The organism is Nonomuraea sp. B1E8 (genome assembly GCF_039871515.1).
GTDB lineage: Bacteria > Actinomycetota > Actinomycetes > Streptosporangiales > Streptosporangiaceae > Nonomuraea.
Genome location: NZ_JBDPLS010000005.1, coordinates 206674 through 227759, shown reverse-complemented (window position 1 = coordinate 227759; position 21086 = coordinate 206674). Strand labels below are relative to the sequence as shown.

Below are 21086 nucleotides of genomic sequence, written 5' to 3'. Positions count from 1 at the left end.
ACATGACATGGGTCGACCTCGTGCAGCGGTACTTCACGGTCGCGGTCACGCACCATCCGGGATACGCGCTCGCGTGGGACGAGTTCGCCATCGCGCCCACGCCCGTCTCCCCCGCCACGCTGAGCGAGGCGTACCGATCGATCAGCGACCAGGTGGATCAGGCCTCCGGCCCGGCGGACGATCACCAGGCGCGCCTCCTGCGCTGGTGCCTGGACGGCCGCCGCTTCGAGCTGGACACCGCGCTGAGCTGGCGGCGCGATCCGCAGTTCTGGGTCGATCGCCAGTGCCACGGGGTCCTTGCCCAGATGGCCGCGGGCAACCTCCGCGATCGGCCGCTGCCGCCGGCGTGGGTCCGTGCCTTCCTGGCGAACCTGCCCGGCCTCTTCGGCTCGGCGACGCGGAACCTCGACCGCGAGGAGTGCGGCCAGGTCGACCTCCGGCGCGCCGTACGCCATCTGGCCGCCGGCCGCCGCCTGGTGCGGCAGGTGGGCGACGCCGCCGGCGGGGGATACGCGGACGAGACGGCCCGTGCGGATGCGGCCATCGACGGGTTCTCGGCATGGTTGTCCCAGGCCATCGGGCAAGGCCGTGCACTGCGCCCCATGGGAGCGCAGGTCTGGGAGACGGGCCTGCGGGCTTGTACCGGCATCGCCTGCGGTCCGGACGAACTCGAACATGCCCTGCGGCGCCGGCTCGACCGGTCGAGGCGGGAGATCGCTCGCACACGCGCACCGGTCTCCGGCTTGGTCCCGGGGTGCGCGGACGAGATCGGCAAGCTGATCGCACGGCTCCCGGACATCTTCGCACCGAGGTTCGGCGGCGGCGAATGCCTCGACACGTTGCGCCTGGACGTGTCCGATGACGCGGTGCCCGGCGTCTCCTCGGCGAGCTACCAGAACGCCGGATCACGTGGCGGCGGATCGGCCGTCGTCTTCGTCCGGCCGGCCGCTTACGCGTATCGGGCCGACCTCGAACTGGATCTGGCCCACGAGTGTTTCCCCGGCCATCACTGGCAGCACACCGCGCAGGCACGTGGACACCACGGCCACCCGCTCTGCCTCCGGCACGGCAACCGGGCGTTCGTCGAGGGATGGGGACGCTGGTGCGAGGAGCTGTACGCGGCTGCCGCCCATGACCCCTCGGTGACCGCCCGGTTCCACGCGAGGATGGCGAAGTACTGCGGCCAGGCACTCGCCGCCCTGCTCGTCCACGCACGCGGCAGGCCGTTCGGAGAAGTGGCGGAGCACCTGACCGCGATGGACGTGTGCGGCTCGGCCGACGCTCCCTCCCTCGTGCTGAGCTCCTACTTCGATCCCTGGCGGGCGACGGCGCCGATCGTCGGATATCTGGCGCTGCGCAAGGTCGCCGCCGAGCGCGGTGAAGGAGAGATGGAGGCCATGGTGGCCCAGCACGGCGCCGTCGACCTGGTCGGAAAGGGACTCAGTGAGGAATGACCCATCGGTGCGCCGGCTGGCTCTGTCATTCGGCCTTTTCAGCGTACTGATCAGCGTCGTGGACAAGCTGTTCGGGACGGGCTACATCCTGCGCATGAACGAGCAGGGGCTCGGGCCGGCGGAGATAGCCTTCGTCCTGACCCTCGGGTCCGTGGTGCTCGCCGTGGTGGACTTCCCGGCCGGCAACCTCGCCGACCAGTGGGGTCGCAAGCGCACCGCCGCGGCCGGAGCGGTCCTCGTGGGCAGCGGCCTGCTGGTGTACGGCATCGCCACCGGCGCGCCCGGCTTCGTCGTGGCCATGACGTTGTGGGCCGCGGGCATGGCACTCATCACCGGAGCGCCCACCGCCTGGCTCGTCGACCGGTTGGAGAGCGCCGGCGCGGGGGCGCGGCGCACGTCGGTCCTGTCGAGGGCCGCCACGATCTCCATGATCGCCGGCGCGCTGGCGGCGCTTCTCGTGGGAGCTCCGCTGCTCGGCCACGGCGCGCACCTGGTGCTCTTCACCGCCGCCGCGCTGGCGTTCGTCACGGCGGCGGTGTTGCTGGTGGGCGAGGACAACCGTGATCCGCAGGGCAGGCTCGCGAACCTCCCCGCCACGGTGTGGACCAACGCCCGGCTGGTCGTCCGCGATCCCACGATGAGGCTCGTCCTGTACAAGAGTGCTCTCGTCCATATCGGCTTCACCAGTTTCCTGCTCAGCTACCAGCTGTTCGCCACCCAGGAACTCGGACTGCCGGAGAGCGGCATCGGCGTGGTGCTGGCCGGTTCGATCGCGGCGATGGCGGTGGGGACCTGGCTCGCCGGACTGCTCAACCGCCGGTGGGGCCTGGCGGCGCTGTCCGCCACGGGCGTGCTGGCGTGCGTCGCCGGATACCTGACGATGAGCCTCGCTCCCCACTGGTCGTTGTGGGCGGCCGGCCTGGTCTGCTACGAGATCGGGCTGGGACTTGACCTGATGGCCTTCGGCAGCTGGCTGCACGACCTGGTCCCCGCGGAGAAGCGGACGAGCTGGACGTCCGCGAGGTCGAGCATCCAGACCCTGGTCGGCGTCGTCGGCACGCTCGGCGCCGGCGGGCTGATCTCGGTGTTCGGTTTCCGCGAGGTCTGGCTCGCGGCGACGGCCATCACGGCGCTCGCCCTGCTGCCGCTCCTCGCCCTTCGCCGGCGCGTCGCCGTGCCCGCCCAGTTTGAGGAGAGCCTGTCGTGAGGACCGGGAACCGCGCGTTCGTGTCGGCGAGCCTGCGTGCCGGCCGCGATGTCCTCCACGTCGAGACGCGGATCGAGCGCGACCCCGGCGACGTGCTCGTGGTGTCGCTGAGCCCCGGCTGCCAGGTGCTGGAGTGCCGCGGCGGGGACGGGTCGCCGATGTCCTGGCGGCACGAGGAGGACCGGCTGACGCTGGCCGGCTCGCACGGCGCGAGCAGCGTACGCATCGCCTACGCCATCCCCCTCGGCGCACGAGTCGGCCTGGTGCCGGAGCAGCCGTGGCTTGCCCGCCCGGCCGGGCGTGACTACCACGTCGCCGGCGCCACGACCCGGGTGATCGGCGAGGGCGGACTCATCTGCGGCACGGATCCGCACCACGGAGCCCCGTTCGTCGTGGCCTGGCCACCAGGCGACGGACCCCGCCTCCGTGTCGAGGTGCGGCATGGAGAGGTCGTCGCGACCGACCGCCGGGCGGGCAGCGAGGTCACGCGTATTCTTCGGACGCTCACCGGCTGGCTGGGGCCGATCGACGACGTGAGCGTCGTCGACGTGGCGGTGCCCGGCGCCTACGCCTACAGCTACCCGGGCGTCATCGCCGTCCACCCCGGCCTGCTCGACTTCCCCGCCACGCTGTTCGGCCAGTACCTGCCGCACGAGCTGTCCCATCAATGGTTCGGCAACCGGGTCCGTTTCACCGGTCCGGGGTTCCTCTGGCCGCAGGAGTGCCTGCCGGAGGCGCTGCAGGCGTTGTACGTCAGGGAGCGCTGGGGAAGCGCGGCCTACGACGTGATCACGCGGTCCTACCTCCGGCAGCACGATGAACGCCTGCTCCAGCAGCTGTTCAGCGTCGGGCCCGCCGAACGCGCGCACCTGTCCCTGGACCGCTATCACGACCTGCTCGCAGTCGGCACCCGGCGGTGGTTGTCCGCCTTCCAGGCCGGCTCCCGCGCTCTGCACGACGTCGTCCGTGCCCTCGCCGCCGAGCCGGCCGAGTTCACGGGGGCGCAGGTGGCCGCGCTGGTCGGGGAGGCGGTGGTGCTGCCATGAACGCGGGAACGGCACGTACCCATGCCGGTTGGCTCGTCAGGGACAAGGGCTCGTTCTATCTCGCGATGGCCACCGGCTGGCTGCGCCTGCTCGGAGTCGACTCCGGCCTGCTGCGCGACCTCGGGCTCCGGCCGGAGTCACCCGTTCTGGTCCAGGGCTGTGCGGGCCCACGGAACACCCTGCGGGTGACCAGGATCGAAGGGCGCGGCGTGCGCCGGCTCGGTCGCCCGGTGCGTCCCCGCTTCATCGCCGACCCCGTCCCGCATCTCGAGCCGGCCAGCGACCTGAGGATGGCCTGCCACGTCGAGCTCAGAAGGCGGGAGTTCCCCGAGGTGAGCCTGCCCGTCGCGGTGGGTGACGCGGCCGTCAGGGAGGCCATCGATGGCGGTCTGGAGCGTTTCTTCGCCTTCGTCCCGCCCTTCCCTGACGGCTCCGCCGGCGACGGAGCAGAGCAGGAGGAACGGCTCGTGGTGGCGGATGCGACCGCCGTGCAGGACCAGCTGGCCGGCCTCGGCACCGGGCTGATCTGCCGGCTGGCGGAGACAGCGGGTGACGGTGTGCCGGTTGCGGCGTTCGGCCGCCTCACCACGCCGGAACGGTCGCCGGCGTTCTTCGATCCCCCTCCGGCCTGGCCCGCCCGGGCCCATGCCGTGCTGACCGGACGGCTGCACGCCGTAGGGGCCCGGCCGGTCGAGATCCCGCTGCGGGACGGCCGGACCCGGCTGGCGGTGTGCGGCGGTGACCCCGTGGCGGTGGCCAGACTCCTCGACCTCGCCGACAGCACCGCGCTGCGGGAGGAGCACGGCCTGTCCCGCCAGTGGTGCCCGACCTGGGTGTCTCCCGGGGACGGCACGAGCCGCGACTGGCTGCATCTCGGCGGATACCGGGTGGCCGAGTGCGACGGGGGCGTCCTCCACGTGTTCTGGGAACGGCTGATCACCGTCCTGTGCCGCCTGCGCAGCCCGGCCGACGCCCGGCTCCTCCCGGCGCGGCAGGGCTGAGATGTCCGTGCCGCCACCGGAGAGGCAGGCGATCGCCGCGATCGCGGACGCGGTCACGCGACTGGACCGGCGCACGGCGACGGTCATGCTCGTGCGGCGCGGCGACGATCCTCTCTGGACCGGCCTGCCGCCGGCGCTACGGGAGCTGGGCATGGAGGTCGGCGATGTCCGGCTGCCCCCGCAGGACCGCTGCTGGGCGCCCCCCGCTCCGGACGGTCGCGGACGCCTGGTCGCCGGCGGCCGCGCCTACGCCGCGGACGTGCTCATCTATCACGACCCCTTCGGCCCTGGGGGTGCCGGCGCTGACCTCCAGGCCCTCTACCGCCTGCTGGATTGCGGGATCAAAGTGGTCTTCGTCGACTTCCCGCACGGAATGACCTCTGCCGCGGCCGCCGAGCCGCTGCGGAACGCCTACCTGAGCGCGCTGTCGGCCGACGTGGAGACCGTGGTCGCGGCCGGCGCGGAGTCGCGTGCCGTACTCCAGGACAGCGCACGGCTCAGGGTGCGATCGGGGAACGGGGAGGTTCTGGAGGTCAGCCGGCCGTTCGAGGTGAGGGACGACTTCACCTCCGCGCTCCTCGACGTTCCCGTGCTGCAACTGCCGTACGGAGAGGTGTGGGTCGTGGCTCCGCCGGAGTCGTTCGACGGAGCCGTCGAACTGTCCGCGGGCCGCGGCAGGCACGTACGCGCCCGGGTTCGTCGCGGACGGCTTTCCCACGAGGAGGGCGCCGGGGCGTTGCCCGCGTTCGACGCTCCGATGGTGGAGCTCGGCATAGGCATCAACAAGGCAGCCCTCTGGCTCCCGCCCGCCACGTTGTTCGAGAAGAGCCATGGGCGGTTGCACGTGGGTTTCGGCGACAGCGGGCTGATCGGCGGCCGCCGCCGCGAACGGCTCCACTTCGACCTGCCGCTCTCCCGTGACTCCTCCCTCGACAAGGAGTGGTGATGCTCACCCATCAGATGTGGATGGTGGCCGACCAGTGCAACCTGACCTGCACCTACTGCTATTTCGAGACAGGGGAGTACACCTACACGCCCAGCCGGCTCACGGCTTCCGACTACGACGGCTGGCTGCGGCGGTGCACGACTCACCTGCCCGTCAGGAGCGTCGCGCTCACCGGTGGCGAACCCCTGCTCCGCCCCGACCTCGTGGAGCTGGCGGCAGTGGCGCGCCGGCACGTGGACACGGTCCGCGTCTTCACCAACGCCGTACGCGTGACCGATGAGATCGCCGAGGCGCTGTCGCGGCTGGGATGCGGCGCCGACGTGAGCATCGACCATGTGAGTCCTGACGCGGCCGACCAGGTTCGCGGTGGCACGAAAGCGACCCTGGCGGGCATCGAACGTCTCGACGCGGCGGGCGTGCCGCTGCAGATCGTCATGGTGGTGACCAGTATCAACTGGAGGGAGGTCGAGGAGCTCGTACGCCGGGCGCGGGAGCGGAAATGGCAGGTCGAGCTGCTCGCGGTGTCGGTGCCGTCCCGCCATCCGCTCAGCATGAGCACCTTGACCCCTGCCGAACGCACCGAGCTGCTGCGCGTCATCGACGCGTCGGCGGACGCCTTCAGGAGCCGGGTCTATTTCGAGAGACTGCGACATTTCCTGATTTCCGGCCGGATCCCCATGATCCGGTCGTGCGTGACGGGCCAGGAAGGCGTGTTCGTGAATTCCGACGGCGAGATCTGGGTCTGCGCCCATCGCGGTGACACGTCGCTGGGGAACGTCAGGGACGTGTCACCGCGGGAACTCCTGGCCGGCAAGGGCGCAGTGCTCGCGCGCCGCCCGGCCGGACCGTGCGCGAGCACGGGATGCCTTTCGCTCACCTGATCGCGGGCTCGTCGACCCCGATGGGGCCGGCGGGCCGCTCAGGCAGACGGCTGGGCGCATGGCCGCTCGTAGAATGCTCGTGGCGGGGCAGGGCCGGCCTGTCAGGCGGGCGGCATCGAAACCATGCACTCGAAGGGGCGAGGGTCGCGGATGGCCAGACGGCAGGCGCGATTCACCGCGCAGGACTTGGCGGACGACCCCCGGCTGCGCGACCGTTCCCCCGAGCTGTGGAGGCAGGACCTGGGGGAGGTGCAGCGCCGCCTGTTGTCGTCGGCGGTGCGCTGCTTCGCCATGAACGGCTTCCACGCCACGACCACGCGCGACATCGCCGGGGGCGTCGGGCTCAGCCCGGCCGCCCTCTACGTGCACTTCCCCTCGAAGGAACTGGTCCTGTTCGAGATCATCCGGGTCGGCCACGAGCGGGTCCTGGAGCGCGTACGCGACCCGTCCATCCTGGCGTTGGAGAGCTCGGCGGACCGGCTGCGCGCCATCGTCTCTGCGTACACCGTGTGGCATGCCCGCCACCACGTGACCGCGCGGGTCTGCCAGATGGAGCTGAACTCCCTCACGGCCGAGCACTACGGCGAGATCGTGGAGCTGCGCCACCAGACCAACGGATACTTCCGGGAGGCGGTCGCGCGCGGCGTCGCCGACGGGACGTTCGCGCAGGTCGACGTCAAGCGGGTCACGCGTGCGATGTTGTCGCTCAGCATCGACCTGGTCCGCTGGTACCGCCTCGACGGCCCCGACTCGCCGGAGCAGCTCGGAGAGTTCTACGCGGGCCTCGCGCTGCGACTGGTCACCCCCGCGGGCAGGTAGGCCCGCGCGCCCCGCGGAGGCGTCACCGGTTGACAAGTGACCCGCCGCACCTGACTATGCGCTTAGTAACCTCCGTGATCAGACAGAAGGCCTCCACAGCGCCTTGAACCACCCCGGTCAGCGCATCCGACCGGACCCCAGGGAGTCGCACATGCCCCTTCTCCTTCGCAGATCTGCTGTCTTCTCGGTCCTGCTGGCCTCGCTCGTGGCGGTCCCTCTGGTGCCGGTGGCGTCGCCCGCGCGGGCGGACACCCGCTGCTCCCACATGGGCAAGGTCCACGTACCGGGCGCGCAACACCAGGTCGCCGCCTGCCTGGACGACCTCACCACCGCCGGTACGGTCGCGTCGGGCCACACCGATGCCGCCGACTGGCAGGGGCTGCACTCCGCGGCCACCCGCAACCCCAGCGGGGTGCCGGGCATCCAGATCGACGGCTATTTCCGTGACGACTCCACGAGCAACCCCACCCACGGCTGGAACCACGACTCCCAGTTCGTGATCCGCCTCCCGCAGCGCTGGAACGGCGGCCTGGTCGTCGCGGGGGCGCCGGGCAACCGCCGCCAGTACGCCAACGACTTCACGATCGCCGACTTCGTGCTGGCCAAGGGCTACGCCTACGCCTCGACCGACAAGGGCAACGGCGGCACGGAGTTCTACAAGGACGGCAGGCGGCCAGGCGACGCCTACGTCGAGTGGTACCACCGGATGACCCAGATCACCGTCGCCGCCAAGGCGACCGTCGCCCGCCACTACGGCAGATCGATCCGCAGGACGTACGCGGCGGGCATCTCCAACGGCGGCCAGCTGGTGCGCTGGGCGCTGGAGAACCACCCCGAGCTGTACGACGGCGGCGTCGACGCGGAAGGCACGTACTGGCCGCCGGACAATGGCCCGAACGCGCTGGTCTACCTGCCGGTGGCGCTGCGCAACTACCCGAAGTACGCCGAGAACGGCGACCCCGAGGCGCACGCCGCGATGCTGCGGGCCGGCTTCGCCCCCGGCTCGGAGTTCCTGTGGGAGTTCAACTACCGCAACATCTGGGACGGCACGCAGCGCCGCGCCCGCGAGGAGATCGACCCGGAGTACGACGGCGACCTGGAGGCGGGCATCCCGTTCTGCGAGAGCGGCACGCCCAACTGCGACGCCGACTACGACTACTACGCGCGCCCGAAGAGCGTGCACAAGGCGGTGCGGCGGGCGTCGATGAGCGGCCGCATCGGCAAGCCGCTGATCACCGTGCACGGGACGCTGGACACCCTGCTGCCGATCGCGGTCCACGGCGACCCGTACGCCGAGCTGGTGCGCGAGCGGGGCAGGGCCGCCCTGCACCGCTACTACAGGATGGAAGGCGCCTCCCACCTCGACATCGAGTACGACATGTTCCCCGACCGGATGCGGCCGCTGCTTCCCTGCATGCGGACGGCGTTCGAGGCCCTCGAACGCTGGACGGCCCCCGGCGGCCACCAGCCCCCGCCCAGTGCCACCATTCCCCGCCAGACCTCCGGGGACGTGGTCAACACCTGCTCCATCAGCTGACCGGACCGCCGGCCAGCTCGTCGGCCCTCGCGCGGATGAGCCGCTGGACGATGAGGGCCGACGGCGAGGGCCGGCTGTCCTGGCGCTGGGTCAGGCACAGGTGGACGGGCTGCGCGTCGGCGAGGGAAAGCCAGACCAGGTCGGTGATGTCGGCCGAGGTGTCGAAAGCGGCGAGGACGCCGAGCCCGACGCCCTGGCCGACCATCACCTTGACGGTCCGCGCCGACATGGCCTGCACGACGACGTCCGGGGCCGCCACGTGCCGGTGCAGCGTCTCCCACATCACGGTGCCCGCCCGCATGGTGACGATGGGCCACGTCTCCAGATCACGCCAGTGGATCTGCTCGCGCCCGGCCAGCGGATGGTCGGTGCGCGCGTAGGCCCCGAGAGGGGCGGAGATGAGCGGGATCCGGCGCAGCCCCGGCGCCGCCGGGGTCAGCGGCGTGGTGATCACCCCGAAGTCCAGCGCGCCGTCCAGCACGGCGGTCTCGACGGCGGACGACGCCCCCTCGCGGACGGCGAAGCGCAGCCCGGGATGGTGCCGGCGCAACCGGCCCACGACCGGCGCGATGATGGTCTCGACCGTCACCGTGACGCCGCCGATCTGCACCCGGCCGCGGTAGGCGCCGCTCGACCGCATCGCCGACTCGCGCACCGCCTCCTCGGCCTCCACCAGCCGGCGCAGCGCCTCGATCAGGGCCTGACCGGCCGGAGTCGGGCGCACGCCGTGCCGGCTGCGGGTGAGCAGGACGACGTCGAGATCCTCCTCCAGCAGCGCGATCTGCTGCCCGACGGTGGGCTGGCTGACGCCGCACCGGGCGGCCGCCGCGCGCAGCGATCCCGTCTCGACGGCGGCCAGGAAGTAACGTGCCCGTTCCACCCGCACCGCGCCACCATAAAGGCAAAACCTTCCACCTGTGAACTCCATCCATGTCTTCCCCGCACGCCGATGGCACGGCATGGTGACGACAGTCACACCGGTCCCGCTATCGATGCTCCCAAGGTGAAAGGAATATCCAGTGGCCAACGGTCCGCTCAGCGGAGTGCGCGTCCTGGACGTGTCGACGATCCTGGCCGGCCCTCTGGCGTCCTCGCTGCTCGGCGAGTTCGGCGCCGAGGTGATCAAGGTCGAGCACCCCGCCACCGGCGACCCGGCACGCCACTACCCGCCACTGGAGGACGGCGAGTCGGCCGCCTGGGCGATGCTCGGCCGCGGCAAGCGCAGCGTCACGATCGACCTGCACCACGCCGAGGCGTCCGGTCTGGTCGGGCGGCTGGCCGCGGCCGTGGATATCGTGGTGACCAACTTCCGCCCGGCGACGCTGCGCCGGTTCGGCATCGACTTCGACGACCTCAGGGCGTACCGGCCGGATCTGGTGATGGTCCAGGTGAGCGCGTTCGGCCGCACCGGCCCGTACGCCGACCGGCCCGGCTTCGCCCGCGTCGCGGAGGCGTTCGCAGGTCTGACCTACCGCACGGGCGCCCCGGAACGGCCGCCGCTCTTCGCCGGCTATCCCGTGGCCGACGGCGTCACCGGCATCTACGCCGCGTTCGCCGCCATGCTCGCGCTGCGCCAGCGCGACCTCACCGGGCAGGCCCAGCTCGCCGACATCCCCCTCTACGAGCCGCTGCTGCGGATGATGGAGGACTTCATCGTCGAGTACGGCGCGACCGGCGAGACCCGAGAGCGCCAGGGCAACCAGAACCCGCACATCAGCCCCAACGACCTCTACCGCACCCGTGACGGCCGCTGGCTGGCCCTGCCCGCCTCGACCGAGCAGATGTGGCGCCGGCTGGTCAAGGTCATGGACGCCCCGGACCTCGCCGTACACGACTCCATGACCGCCCGGCTGGAGCACCGCGAGCAGATCGAGGCGCGGGTCGCCGCCTTCGTCGCGGCGCACGACCTCGAGCCGCTGATGGCGCTGCTCGTCGACGCCGGCGTGGCCGCCGGGCCGGTGAACTCGGCGGCCGACATCTGCGCCGACCCGCACATCCGCGCCCGCGGCTCGGTGGTGGAGGTGCCGGACGACAGGACGGGCCGCCCGCGACTCATGCAGGCCCCCGCCGGGCGCTTCTCCGGCTTCGACGCCACGATCGGCCACACCGCGCCGGCCCTCGGCGAGCACACCGCCGAAGTCCTGCGCGACCTCGCCGGGATCGGAGAGCAAGAGATCCATGACCTGCGCCACCGAGGAGTGGTCTGACCGAGAAAGAGCGTGCTCATGACCCTCGCGACTCTGTCCATCATCGTGCTGGCCGCCCTGCTCGCGGCGACCCTGATACCCGGCTTCGACCTCGGGCTGGGCGCCCTGGCGGCGGCGTTCCTCCTCGGGCTCGCCGCCGGCGTCCCGGCGAACGACGTGACGGGGTTCTTCCCGGCCGACTTCTTCGTGCTCATCGTCGGGGTGACGGCCCTGTTCGCCGTCGCCCAGCGCAACGGGACCCTCGACTGGTTACTGGACCTGCTGCTCCGGCTGGCGGGCGGCCGGCTGGTGCTGATCTCCCTGGTTCCCTTCGCCATCGGCGCCGTGCTCACCGCCGCCGGCACCCTGCCCGCGGCCGCGACCGCCATCGTCTCGCCGATCGCCCTCGGGTTCGCCGCGCGCTACCGGACCTCGCCGCTGATCGCCGCCGTCCTGGGCGTCACCGGGATCATCAGCGGGCTGCTCTCGCCGCTCGCCGTCTACGGCGTCACCGCACGCGAGCTGAGCACCAAGCTCGGCATCGGCCTGCCCGGCTCGGGCCCGGTGGCCTTTCTGTCCGGCGGGCTGCTCGCCGGCCTGGTGGTGTGCGCGGGCCTGCTGGTCGTCGGCCTGTGGAGCGGCGGCATCCCGCGCGGCCGGGCCGCGGTCTCCGCCACGACCCGCCCCGCCGGGCCGGGCGCCGCCGTCCAGGACCCGGGACCGGGCACCGCCGCGCCGGAGCCGGAGCCCGCGTCCGGCGGTGGTGGCACCAGGACGGCGACGGTCGCCGCGCCCGCGCCCGCCACACCGCAGACGCGACCCGGAGCCCGCGCCTTCACCCTGCTGTGCATGCTCGCCGTCGTCGCCCTGTCCGTCGGCTTCGACATGAACGTGGGCTATCTCGGCCTGACCGCCGCGCTGGTCCTGCAGCTGGTGTTCCGGCTGCCGGTCGACGCGATCGTGTCCAGGATCCCGTGGAACGTGGTCCTGCTGATCGGCGGCCTGCTGACCTACGTGGGCCTGATGCAGCACCTGGGCGCGTTCAAGCAGATCAGCGACCTGCTCACGATCGAAGGGTCGCCGCTGCTCAGCCTGCTGGTGCTCTGCTACATCGCCGGCCTCACGTCCTTCGCCGCCAGCTCCATCGCGGTGTTCGCGACCGTCATGCCGCTGCTGCCCCCGCTGGTGGCCGCCGGCGTCTCCCCGGTCGGCGGCGTGCTCGCCCTCGCCCTGGCGTCGGTGCTGGTCGACATCAACCCGCTCGGCATCACCGGCGGCCTCATCCTCGGAGCCGCCGAGCCCTCGGTCCGGCCCCGCCTGTTCCGCCAGCTGCTCACCTACGGCCTCATCTCGATCGTGGTCGCACCTGTCCTCGCCTGGCTCGCCTTCGCCTGGTGGTGAAGGCGGCCCATGGCCTTGGGCAGGAGCGTGCAAACGTCGATGGGAGCGGGGAGCCGTGGCTCCTCTGGAGGAGACGACGCCGTCGTGAACGTCCCGGCGAGCATGATCACCGAGAGTCTTCCCCCTGGTGTCGAAAGGTCACGACACCTTGGGACGATGCACCCTGCGTCTGGTCTACGCGGGGGCCGCGTGCGGAGCGGCTCAGGTTCCGGGACGTTCACATGGACCAGCAGGCGGAAGCTCCGCTACCGGATCGTCGGTAGTGCTCCGGCCTTCAGTTCACGCCGGGGAGCGCGTCAACCGGCGTAGGTCTCGAACTCGGCGACCCTCGGCGTGCCGCTCGCGCCGGTGATCCTGAAGGTGATCTTTCTCAGTGAGGTCGGGGTGAAGGTGATGGTGCCCGCCCCGCTGCCGGACTTCAGGACGGCCCCGGTGTCGTGGTTGACCAGCTGCCAGGATCCGATGGCGCCCGCGGAGCCCGACGCCTCACGGATGACGACCCTGGAGATCGTCGTGGCGGAGCCCCACTTGACCGAGATGTCGCCGGTCGAGCCGGAAGGCGACCAGTAGGTGCTCATGTCGCCGTCCCGCACGTTGCCGTAGCTCGTCCCGTCGGCCTTGCTGGAGCCGTCGGAGCCGGCCCCGATGCTGAGATTGGTCCCGCTGGGCGGCGGCGTGGTCGGCGGGTCGGTGGGATCGGTCGGAGGCGTCGTGGGCTCCTGCGGGTCGGAGCAGTTGCCGGGCGACACCAGCAGGCCCTTGTTGGCGCCGGCCGTCTGCCGGACGACGTCCGGCACGCAACCGGCCTGGTCGAGGCTGTAGGAGTAGGGGATGCTGACCGAGGTGTTGGACTGCGGGTCGGGGCCGGCGGGGTTGTTCTCGTCACCGCGGCTCGACCAGGTCACGTTGTCGAAGATGTTGCCGCTGACCTGCCAGTAGCCGGCCTCGTCGGTGTAGAAGGTGCCGAGAACGTCCTTGGAGTCCTCGAAGTAGTTGTTGTCCACCCTGGCGCGGCCCCCGGCCCGGGAGTTGATGCCCGACTCGTGCAGGTCCACGTAGTGGTTGTTGTAGATGTGGGCGATGCCGCCACGCAGCAGGGGTGTGCGGGAGTCGATGTTCTCGTACCGGTTGTGGTGGAAGGTGACGAAGCCGTTCGAGCGGTCGCTCTCGCTGGACCCGATGAGCCCGCCGCGGCCGGAGTTGCGCAGGATGCTGTAGGACAGGGTCACGTACTGGGTGTCGTTCTTCATGTCGAAGAGGCCGTCGAAGCCCTCCGACTCCCCGCCTGAGGCCTCCAGGGTGACGTGGTCGACCCAGACGTTGCGGACGTTGCTCTCCATGCCGATGGCGTCGCCACCGTTGGACGTGGGCGAGCCCGACTTCTTGACGTTCCGGACGGTCACGTTCTGGATGATGATGTTGCGGGCCTCGCGGATGTGGATGCCCAGCTGGTCGAAGACGGCCCCGTTGCCGACGCCGATGATCGTGACGTTGCTGATCTGTTTGAGCTCGATCACGCCGGCGGCGGTGTTGCAGCTGTCGCCCGACACCTTGGTGGTGTTGCCGTGGTTGATGGTGCCCTCCACCTCGATGGTGATCGGGGTGCTGCTGCTGGCCCGGCTGCACAGGGCCGCGTGGATCGCGGTGCCGGTGGTGGCTCTCACCGTCCGCCCGCCCGCACCGCCGGTGGTCCCGCCGTTGCCGGTCGCGTAGCCGGTGGCGCTGCCGGCCGCTGCCGAGGCCTGGGTCACCGGTAAGGTCACACCGACCGCGGCCGCGGTGGCCAGCGCGGCCAGCGCCGCATGGAGTCGCAGCGCGACTGCTCGTCTCATTGTCGTACCACCTTCGTCGTCGTGGACGCCCACACCGTAGGAAAGCGCTTTCCACCTGTCAATCAACGGTGAAACTTTCACGCCGTACCGGCTGGGACGCCCGGTCGTGACCGGGGCGGCCGGCGATGCCCGTGGTAGCGAAGACCGGCGCATAGACGCCGACGCCATCGCCCCCGGCATCGGACATGGCGTTGTGCAGAAAGGTGTAGAAACGTTCGTCGAAATGCGCGGGAACCCCGCGCCGGGATCTCGTCGCCCGCCGCGAAATCGCGGATGCGCCGTCGTCATCCGTCGTGGCACGCTGTGCCGCATGGCAGACCCGCCACTGGCCGGCCCCACCGACGTCCGGTTCACCACGCGCCTGCGGCTTGAACCGGCCGGCCCCGCCCACGCTCCTGACCTCTGGCGTGTGCACGGCGACGAGGAGGTGTGGCCGTGGTACGGCGCCGGCAAGCCGAGCTTCGAGCAGGCGGAGGAACGGGCGAAGTTCATGGGCGACTCGTGGCTCCTCCACGGCGTGCACAAATGGGTCGCCTACGACCGCATGAGCGGCCAGGTCGTCGGTCGCGGCGGACTGTCACGCACGCCGGTCGACGACGACTGGGGTCAGATCTACGCATTCCTTCCGCCGGAGCCGTGGGTGCGCGTCGCGCATGAGGCGCGCCGCCCGTTCGTGGCGCACGCGAACTGGCTCGAGATCGGATGGGCGCTACGGCGGAAGTTCTGGGGGCGCGGGTACGCCTCCGAGATCGGCCGCGCCGGGCTGGCGTTCGCCTTCGACGTCCTCGGTGCGCGAGCCGTGGTGTCGTGCACGGCCCGTCACAATGTGCGCTCACGTGCGGTGATGGAACGCATCGGCATGCGGTACGCGGGCGAGATCCGGACCCGCGGCACGGTCGAAGGCATGGAAGGAGAGCGCGACGACGCGCCGTACGCGGTGTGCGTGCGGTTACGAGAGGATCGGCCCTCTGCGGCTCGAAGCGGGCGAGGCCGCTGAGGCCGGCCGGCGCGACATGCGCGTGGGCCGGTGTCAGCCGGCCGGCGGCTGGTGCGTGCGCTGATAGTGCCGCCGGGCCTTCATCCTGTTGCCGCACACGGCCATCGAGCACCAGCGAGCCCTGTTGGTCTTGCTGCGATCGACGCGCCGCCCGCCGAAGGCTTCGACTACACCTTCGACGCGCTCACCGGGCTGACGGTGGGCCTGCTGGACCAGCTCGGCGTCTCCCGCTACGCCATCTACGTGCAGGACTACGGCGCCCCGATCGGCTGGCGGCTCGTCCTGAACAACCCGGACGCGATCACGGCGATCATCACCCAGAACGGCAACGCCTACGAAGCCGGCTTCGTCCCCGGCTTCTGGACCACCGTCCGGGACTACCACCGCGAGCAGACACCCGAGACCGAAAAGGCCGTCCGACAGGCGCTCACCCTCGACGCGATCCGCTGGCAGTACCTCACCGGTGTGCCCGACGAGACCCTCGTCAGCCCTGACACCTGGCACCACGACGTCGCCCTGGTCTCCCGCCCCGGCAACGACCGCGTCCAGCTGGCCCTGTTCCTTGACTACGCCACCAACCCGCCGCTCTATCCCCGCCTGCACGAAATCCTCCGCGAACGCCGGCCACCGCTGCTGGCCGTCTGGGGCAAGGGCGATGAGATCTTCGGCCCCGATGGCGCCCGCGCCTTCGCAGCCGACGTGCCCGAGGCCGAGATCCACCTCCTCGATGGCGGCCACTTCCTCCTGGAGAGCGCACTCGACGAAGTGGCCCGGCTGATCAGGGATTTCCTCGGCCGGAGACTTCACGCCTGAGACCCGCCGGCACGGTCAGGGCTGGAGATCGGCCGTGCCCTCGTGGTGGGTGACGCGTTCGTCCCACCGCGTCAGAACGCGACGGGCTGTTGCTTCGACGACGGCTTGCTCGGGGTCCTGGCACCGTTCGCCAAGGGCATCGGCGCCGTGCTGGTCGGCTACACCTTCGGGCCGATCGTGTGGCCGCCGCTCTTCACGGCCGGCCTGGGCTGGCTCACCCGCATCGCCCTCGATCGCACGCTCGGGCACGGGCTCGCACCCTCGTGATGTGAGGGGGGCCGCTGAGCCGCGGCGGCGGGACCCCGCCGCCGGATCCCCGTACGGCGATCGGCCGGTAACGCCCGCCGGCCATGAAGCCGGGCCTGCCCGCACCTGTAGGCCGTCGGTTCCGTCCCCGGTGGCGTCGGCGCGGCACGGACCGCCGCTCTCCCCGTGCACTCCAGGCTGGACAACCGTCGTGCTGGACTGTATATCTAGATGTCGTCTCTAGTAATCAACTCTAGCAATGGAGGACAGTGATGGATCTGGAACGCGCGGCGTGGCTGCACTTCAGCCAGGGAAGGGACGACGACGATGGCAGGGAGCTCGCCGTCAAGGAGATGTTGCAGGCCTACTACATGTCGGGCAGGCCGCCGTGGGACAACGGCGTTCCGGCTCCCGAGCTGGTCGACACGGTGGAAGGGCCGGATGCGCTGCCGCCCGGGCGGGCGCTCGACCTGGGCTGCGGCACCGGCACGAACACCGTCTACCTCGCCCGCCACGGCTGGGACGTGGTGGGCGTGGACCTGATCGACCGCGCCATCGAGCAGGCCAGGACCAAGGCCGACGCCGCCGGCCGGCAGGCGAAGCTGCTCTGCGGCGACGTGACCCGGCTGGACGAACTCGCCGTCGGTGACGGGTTCAGCCTGTTCTTCGACCTGAGTTGCTACTGCGGCATTCCCCGCCACCGCCGGGATGCCTACGCCGCCGGGATCACCCGTCGTGCCGTGCCAGGAGCGCGGCTGCTGATGTTCGGGTACGGCCCGGAGGGCTTCGACGACGGCTGGAGCGGTGTCACCGCCGATGAGCTGCGTACCCGTTTCACCGGCTGGGACCTGACCGACGTCACGCCCGGCACGAACGCCGTGCCGACGTACTGGTTCACCCTGCACCGCCGGTGATCGACCTCGCGGCACCCGGCCTTCCAGCCTGAGAAGCCGCGGGCCTGGGGGGACGTCACCCAAGGCCGGCGGTTACGGGACCCGCGCTCCCGCGCAGGCCGCTGCTGACCGCCCTGTTCACCAGCGCAGGCGACAACCCCGAACAATGCCGTAGGTCAGTCGGACGCGGCTGGCTCGCCCCTGACTCCGATCGCCGCTTCGAGACCTCCGGCACGGCGTCGACGGACGTCTCGCCTCAATGACAAGAAGGGGGAATCGATCGGGCCAGCAGCGATGCACCGCACCTCTTGCCCGCCATCGATCCAGACGGGGACGCCCTCGGCGGCGGAGCCGTTGTGGACGGCGAGCACTTCGTCGGCGGTCACGTGTGCAGCGTAACGCGCGCAGCGCCGAGGTCATCGGGGCCCATCGGGGCGAGGCCGAGGCCGGCGAGCGCGGCGGCGCCGCGGGCGGCATGGTCGCCTCCGGCGAGCGCCAGGGTCCGCGCCGACTGATAGCGGCAGCCGGCGGCGTCGAGCGCGTCCGCCGTGGCGAGCAGCCGCTCCTGGTCGTTGTCGAGCAGCGCTTGGGCCCGCTCCACCAGGGCAGTGGCGACCGGGTTGCCGGCCACGACGGTCCGGGCCTCGGCCACGGTGGCGCCGGCATCGGAGCTCCTGGCGAGCACGGCGGCTTCGGCGCGCAGGGCGACGTACCAGTGGTGCCAGATCCAGGTGACCCACTTCCACACCTGACTGGGCTCGGGGGCCATCCGCTCCAGAGCCTGCGGCGCCTGCCCGCGGTGCAGCAGAAGGATCGCGTCGAAGACCGCCCCGTAGCCGTAGGTACGCTCCGGTGGGGTGCCGAGCTGATGCAGGATCTCCTGCCATTCGCGCTGGGCGTCATGGTCGTCGCGGAGGCCGTGGATCATCGCCACACCGGCCGCCGCCGGGCAGAGGAGCGACAGGGCGGGGCTGCCTGCCCGCCGCCACGCCTCGAGAAACCGGACGCTGCCGGTGAGCACCTCGTCGACGTGGCCCGCCAGCGCGTCCACCATCAGCAGCCGGCACGTGGCGCGGTGGCCGGCCTCCGCCAGCGATGGATGGTCGGCCAGCTGGCGTGCCCATCGGCGGGCGCCCGGCACATCCCCCGCACCGAGGCCCGCCTCGGTGGCTATGCCGAGCGCGTCGATCAGCTCGTGTGTTACCGCCGGCGAGATCGGCGGGGACGACAGGAGCGTGATCCGGCGCCGGGCCGTGGTCGCGGTGGCGAACGTGTCGCCGGCCCAGCTCTGAGCGCCGGTGAGGGCGTCGAGTGCGGCCGACTCGGCGAGCGGGTCGCCGGTCCGGCGGGCGAGCTCGACCGCCCGCTCGGCGCGCGCGATCGTCTCCGGTACGGCGTTGCCGGGCGGGCCCTGGGCGGCGCCGAACGCGTCGGTGAGCACCGCTGCCTCGGCCAGCGCCACCGCTGCCTGCGCGGCCGGATCGTCGCCGGCCGGCTCCCGCGCCTCTGTGATCAGCGCGAGCGCCTCCTCCTGGGGCGGGAGCCGTACGAACGTGGTCGAGAACCGGAACGCGATGGTGGCGGCGCTCGCCAGGTCGGCGGCGGCGCCGGCGGTGTCGCCTGCGCTGCGGGCGGCATCCGCGGCCTCCCGGCGGAGGCGGTACATGTCATCACCTGCCGTCCGGCAGCCGGCCACGGCCGCGGCCTGCCGGAGCATCGACGCGCCGGCGGCGGGGTCGGACGCGAGCGCGGCCGCCTGCTCGTAGCGCCGCTGGGACTCGCCGGTGAGGTTACGGGTGAAGGTCAGCTCCGCCAGGCGCCGGGCGAGATCGTACGCGTCCGTGCGCAGCTCCGGCCGGTCGGCCGCCCATGCCAGGGCCGCGCGGAGGTCGTCGGCCACCAGGTCGAACCGGGCCCGCCAGTCCGCTCGCGCCTCCGCCAGGCCGGCGGCCTTGGCCAGGCACCAGCGCAGGTGCCGGGACCGGATGCCGACCAGCTCGCCGGCCTCGGCGAGCCGTTCCGTGCCGTACTGGCGGATGGTCTCCAACGCGCGGTACTCGGTCCCGCCCGGCGACGCCGTCACCACCAGCAGGCTCTGCTCGGCGAGCCGGGCCAGCCCGTCGGCGACGATGCCTTCCCACTCCCCGGCAACCTCCGCGCCCGCCCCGGTCACCTGCGCGGCCGCGGCCGCGGTGAACGGCGCCACGAACACCGACACCCGGCGCAGCAGCGCCCGATCGTCCGGCTCCAGCAGGGCATGGCTCCAGTCCAGGGCCGCCCGCACCGAACGGTGCCGTTCGTCGGCTCGCGAGCCGCCGGTGAGCATACGGAGCGGGTGGGACAAGGCGGCGGTGATGCCGTCCAGCCCAAGGGCGGGATACCGGGCCGCGGCCAGTTCGATCGCCAGCGCCATGCCATCCAGCCGCTCGCAGATCGAGGCGATCGTCTCACGCGGCAGCGGATCCGGCGGCCGGCCGACCGCGGCAGCCCGCTCCATGAACAGCGTGACCGCATCCGACTCGTCATCGGCGGCCAGCGACAGCGGCGGGACCGGATACACCCGTTCGAACGGCACCATCAGCCGTGCCCGGCTGGTCGCCAGCACCGTCACTCCGGGGCACGCCCCCAGCAGCCGCTCGAGAAACAGCGCCACCCCGTCCACGACGTGCTCGCAGTTGTCCACAACCAGCAGCGCGTGACGGTCGGCGAGCGCGGTCAGCACGGATTCGGTGATGTCGCGGCCCGGCTGCTCACCGAGGCCGAGAGCCCCGGCGACCGCGGTGGCGATCATGCCCGGATCGGTGACCGGCACCAGGTCGACGAACCACACGCCGTCGCCGTACTCGCCTGCCGTTTCCGAGGCCACCGCCAGCGCCAGACGGGTCTTGCCCACTCCGCCCGGCCCGGTAGCGGTCACCTGACGGTGGGCATCGAGCATCCTGGCCAGCTCGGTCCGCTCGCGCGCCCGACCGACGAAGGACGTCAGCGGGTCCGGCAACACTGGTGGGGGGTGCGACGGACCGGAGCCGGTCACCTCTGGCGCCCGTCGGGCGAGCTCCCGCCGATCCGTCACCTGCAGCTTGCGCAGCAGCGAGGAGACATGAGTCTCCACGGTACGTACCCCGATGAACAGCCGTGCCCCGATCTCGGCGTTGCTCAGATGCTCGCCAACCAGCGCCAGCACCTCGGCCTCTCGAGGAGAGATATCCGCTATTGCTACCACTGTCCCATTCTGTCGTAAATCTTCTCCACGTCCGGCCCGGCTCCCGGCTCCGTGCGCGGGGTCGGTGACGGGGCCCGTGGTCGGTTCCGTGGTCGGTCCGTGGTCGCTACGGATCCGTGCTGGTCGTGCCGGAGGTCATGCTGTGGCACAGACCGGGTCATGAAGGACCCGCGACCACAGGAGTGACCATGACCGGTTCTTCCCCCCAGGCGATCAGGACCGTGCTGCACCCGGTGTCCGACCTGGGCAAGGCCACGGCGGTGTACGCGGCCCTGCTCGGGGTGCCTCCGCAGAACGACTCGCCCTATTACGTCGGCTTCGAAGCGGGGGGCCAGCACATCGGGCTGGTGCCGGGCGGTGGGCCGCAGGGCATGACCTCGCCGGTGGCCTACTGGCACGTGGCGGACATCGAGGCGAAGCTGGCCGAGGTGATCGCCGCGGGAGCCACCGTGAAGGAGGCCGCGCACGAGGTCGGCGGCGGCCGCCTGGTGGCCACCGTCATCGATCCCGATGGCAACGTCCTCGGGCTGATCCAGGACGGTGAGTAGCGCGAACGCCCCTGCCATGTCCGCGGCATAGCAGCCGCCGGCAAGACGACCACACC

The 21086-nt window shown here is 71.5% G+C and carries 19 protein-coding genes; 15 read left to right on the top strand and 4 right to left on the bottom strand.

Annotated elements, in window-relative coordinates; translation table 11 throughout:
* Positions 1–2: 2 nt before the first annotated feature.
* From ABGA98_RS19050 to ABGA98_RS19015, 8 genes are all read left to right on the top strand, one after another.
* The gene (locus ABGA98_RS19050) at positions 3–1454 is read left to right on the top strand and encodes a DUF885 family protein (RefSeq protein WP_347619663.1); all 1452 of its coding nucleotides are present in this window, start codon (positions 3–5) and stop codon (positions 1452–1454) included.
* Positions 1378–2661, top strand: a complete 1284-nt coding sequence (locus ABGA98_RS19045; protein ID WP_347619662.1) for an MFS transporter — start codon at positions 1378–1380, stop codon at positions 2659–2661. The genes ABGA98_RS19050 and ABGA98_RS19045 overlap by 77 nt, the downstream gene beginning before the upstream one ends.
* Complete coding sequence (locus ABGA98_RS19040; protein ID WP_347619661.1) at positions 2658–3707, top strand: hypothetical protein; 1050 nt, start codon at positions 2658–2660, stop codon at positions 3705–3707. The genes ABGA98_RS19045 and ABGA98_RS19040 overlap by 4 nt, the downstream gene beginning before the upstream one ends.
* Positions 3704–4708 carry a hypothetical protein gene (locus ABGA98_RS19035; RefSeq protein ID WP_347619660.1) on the top strand — a complete coding sequence of 335 codons (1005 nt, stop codon included), beginning with the start codon at positions 3704–3706 and terminating at the stop codon, positions 4706–4708. Before ABGA98_RS19040 ends, ABGA98_RS19035 begins: the two co-directional genes overlap by 4 nt.
* A 7-nt stretch (positions 4709–4715) precedes the next feature.
* Entirely contained in the window at positions 4716–5654 is a 939-nt protein-coding gene (locus ABGA98_RS19030; RefSeq protein WP_347619659.1) for a hypothetical protein, read from the top strand.
* On the top strand, positions 5654–6535 hold the full coding sequence (locus ABGA98_RS19025) for a radical SAM protein (RefSeq protein ID WP_347619658.1): 882 nt from the start codon (positions 5654–5656) through the stop codon (positions 6533–6535). The genes ABGA98_RS19030 and ABGA98_RS19025 overlap by 1 nt, the downstream gene beginning before the upstream one ends.
* Before the next feature lie 150 nt (positions 6536–6685).
* Complete coding sequence (locus ABGA98_RS19020) at positions 6686–7354, top strand: TetR/AcrR family transcriptional regulator (protein WP_347619657.1); 669 nt, start codon at positions 6686–6688, stop codon at positions 7352–7354.
* Positions 7355–7505: 151 nt separating this feature from the next.
* Positions 7506–8891 carry a tannase/feruloyl esterase family alpha/beta hydrolase gene (locus tag ABGA98_RS19015; protein WP_347619656.1) on the top strand — a complete coding sequence of 462 codons (1386 nt, stop codon included), beginning with the start codon at positions 7506–7508 and terminating at the stop codon, positions 8889–8891.
* On the opposite strand, the gene ABGA98_RS19010 is transcribed toward ABGA98_RS19015, so the two are convergent.
* A complete protein-coding gene (locus tag ABGA98_RS19010) occupies positions 8884–9777 on the bottom strand; it encodes a LysR family transcriptional regulator (RefSeq protein ID WP_347619655.1) in 894 nt (297 codons plus the stop codon). The two genes, ABGA98_RS19015 and ABGA98_RS19010, sit on opposite strands and share 8 nt — an antisense overlap.
* Before the next feature lie 133 nt (positions 9778–9910).
* Here ABGA98_RS19010 and ABGA98_RS19005 point away from each other — a divergent pair, with 133 nt between their 5' ends.
* Together ABGA98_RS19005 and ABGA98_RS19000 are read left to right on the top strand one after the other, a co-directional pair.
* The gene (locus tag ABGA98_RS19005) at positions 9911–11098 is read left to right on the top strand and encodes a CoA transferase (RefSeq protein ID WP_347619654.1); all 1188 of its coding nucleotides are present in this window, start codon (positions 9911–9913) and stop codon (positions 11096–11098) included.
* Between the two features lie 18 nt (positions 11099–11116).
* A complete protein-coding gene (locus ABGA98_RS19000) occupies positions 11117–12478 on the top strand; it encodes an SLC13 family permease (protein ID WP_347619653.1) in 1362 nt (453 codons plus the stop codon).
* Positions 12479–12774: 296 nt separating this feature from the next.
* Here the strand turns inward: ABGA98_RS19000 and ABGA98_RS18995 are convergent, their stop codons facing one another.
* Positions 12775–14310, bottom strand: a complete 1536-nt coding sequence (locus ABGA98_RS18995; RefSeq protein ID WP_347619652.1) for a polysaccharide lyase family 1 protein — start codon at positions 14308–14310, stop codon at positions 12775–12777.
* Positions 14311–14620: 310 nt separating this feature from the next.
* Here ABGA98_RS18995 and ABGA98_RS18990 point away from each other — a divergent pair, with 310 nt between their 5' ends.
* The gene (locus ABGA98_RS18990) at positions 14621–15307 is read left to right on the top strand and encodes a GNAT family N-acetyltransferase (protein ID WP_347619651.1); all 687 of its coding nucleotides are present in this window, start codon (positions 14621–14623) and stop codon (positions 15305–15307) included.
* Between the two features lie 33 nt (positions 15308–15340).
* Here the strand turns inward: ABGA98_RS18990 and ABGA98_RS18985 are convergent, their stop codons facing one another.
* A complete protein-coding gene (locus ABGA98_RS18985; protein ID WP_347619982.1) occupies positions 15341–15412 on the bottom strand; it encodes a hypothetical protein in 72 nt (23 codons plus the stop codon).
* A gap of 33 nt (positions 15413–15445) precedes the next feature.
* On the opposite strand from ABGA98_RS18985, the gene ABGA98_RS18980 reads away from it, so the two are divergent.
* The 3 genes from ABGA98_RS18980 to ABGA98_RS18970 all read left to right on the top strand — a co-directional run bounded on the left by ABGA98_RS18980 (position 15446) and on the right by ABGA98_RS18970 (position 17280).
* A complete protein-coding gene (locus tag ABGA98_RS18980; RefSeq protein ID WP_347619981.1) occupies positions 15446–16120 on the top strand; it encodes an alpha/beta hydrolase in 675 nt (224 codons plus the stop codon).
* Between the two features lie 105 nt (positions 16121–16225).
* A complete protein-coding gene (locus tag ABGA98_RS18975) occupies positions 16226–16387 on the top strand; it encodes a hypothetical protein (protein ID WP_347619650.1) in 162 nt (53 codons plus the stop codon).
* A gap of 251 nt (positions 16388–16638) precedes the next feature.
* Positions 16639–17280 carry a class I SAM-dependent methyltransferase gene (locus ABGA98_RS18970; RefSeq protein ID WP_347619649.1) on the top strand — a complete coding sequence of 214 codons (642 nt, stop codon included), beginning with the start codon at positions 16639–16641 and terminating at the stop codon, positions 17278–17280.
* Between the two features lie 361 nt (positions 17281–17641).
* On the opposite strand, the gene ABGA98_RS18965 is transcribed toward ABGA98_RS18970, so the two are convergent.
* Entirely contained in the window at positions 17642–20482 is a 2841-nt protein-coding gene (locus ABGA98_RS18965) for a LuxR C-terminal-related transcriptional regulator (RefSeq protein WP_347619648.1), read from the bottom strand.
* 188 nt (positions 20483–20670) lie between these two features.
* Between ABGA98_RS18965 and ABGA98_RS18960 the strand changes: the two genes are divergently transcribed.
* Complete coding sequence (locus ABGA98_RS18960; RefSeq protein WP_347619647.1) at positions 20671–21030, top strand: VOC family protein; 360 nt, start codon at positions 20671–20673, stop codon at positions 21028–21030.
* Positions 21031–21086: the final 56 nt, after the last annotated feature.

Coding starts and splice junctions, on each gene's coding strand:
- ABGA98_RS18960 (WP_347619647.1), top strand. CDS start 20,671: ATGACCGGTTCTTCCCCCCAGGCGATCAGGACCGTGCTGCACCCGGTG.
- ABGA98_RS18990 (WP_347619651.1), top strand. CDS start 14,621: ATGGCAGACCCGCCACTGGCCGGCCCCACCGACGTCCGGTTCACCACG.
- ABGA98_RS19025 (WP_347619658.1), top strand. CDS start 5,654: ATGCTCACCCATCAGATGTGGATGGTGGCCGACCAGTGCAACCTGACC.
- ABGA98_RS18970 (WP_347619649.1), top strand. CDS start 16,639: ATGGATCTGGAACGCGCGGCGTGGCTGCACTTCAGCCAGGGAAGGGAC.
- ABGA98_RS19015 (WP_347619656.1), top strand. CDS start 7,506: ATGCCCCTTCTCCTTCGCAGATCTGCTGTCTTCTCGGTCCTGCTGGCC.
- ABGA98_RS19020 (WP_347619657.1), top strand. CDS start 6,686: ATGGCCAGACGGCAGGCGCGATTCACCGCGCAGGACTTGGCGGACGAC.
- ABGA98_RS18995 (WP_347619652.1), bottom strand. CDS start 14,310: ATGAGACGAGCAGTCGCGCTGCGACTCCATGCGGCGCTGGCCGCGCTG.
- ABGA98_RS19050 (WP_347619663.1), top strand. CDS start 3: ATGACATGGGTCGACCTCGTGCAGCGGTACTTCACGGTCGCGGTCACG.
- ABGA98_RS19000 (WP_347619653.1), top strand. CDS start 11,117: ATGACCCTCGCGACTCTGTCCATCATCGTGCTGGCCGCCCTGCTCGCG.
- ABGA98_RS19035 (WP_347619660.1), top strand. CDS start 3,704: ATGAACGCGGGAACGGCACGTACCCATGCCGGTTGGCTCGTCAGGGAC.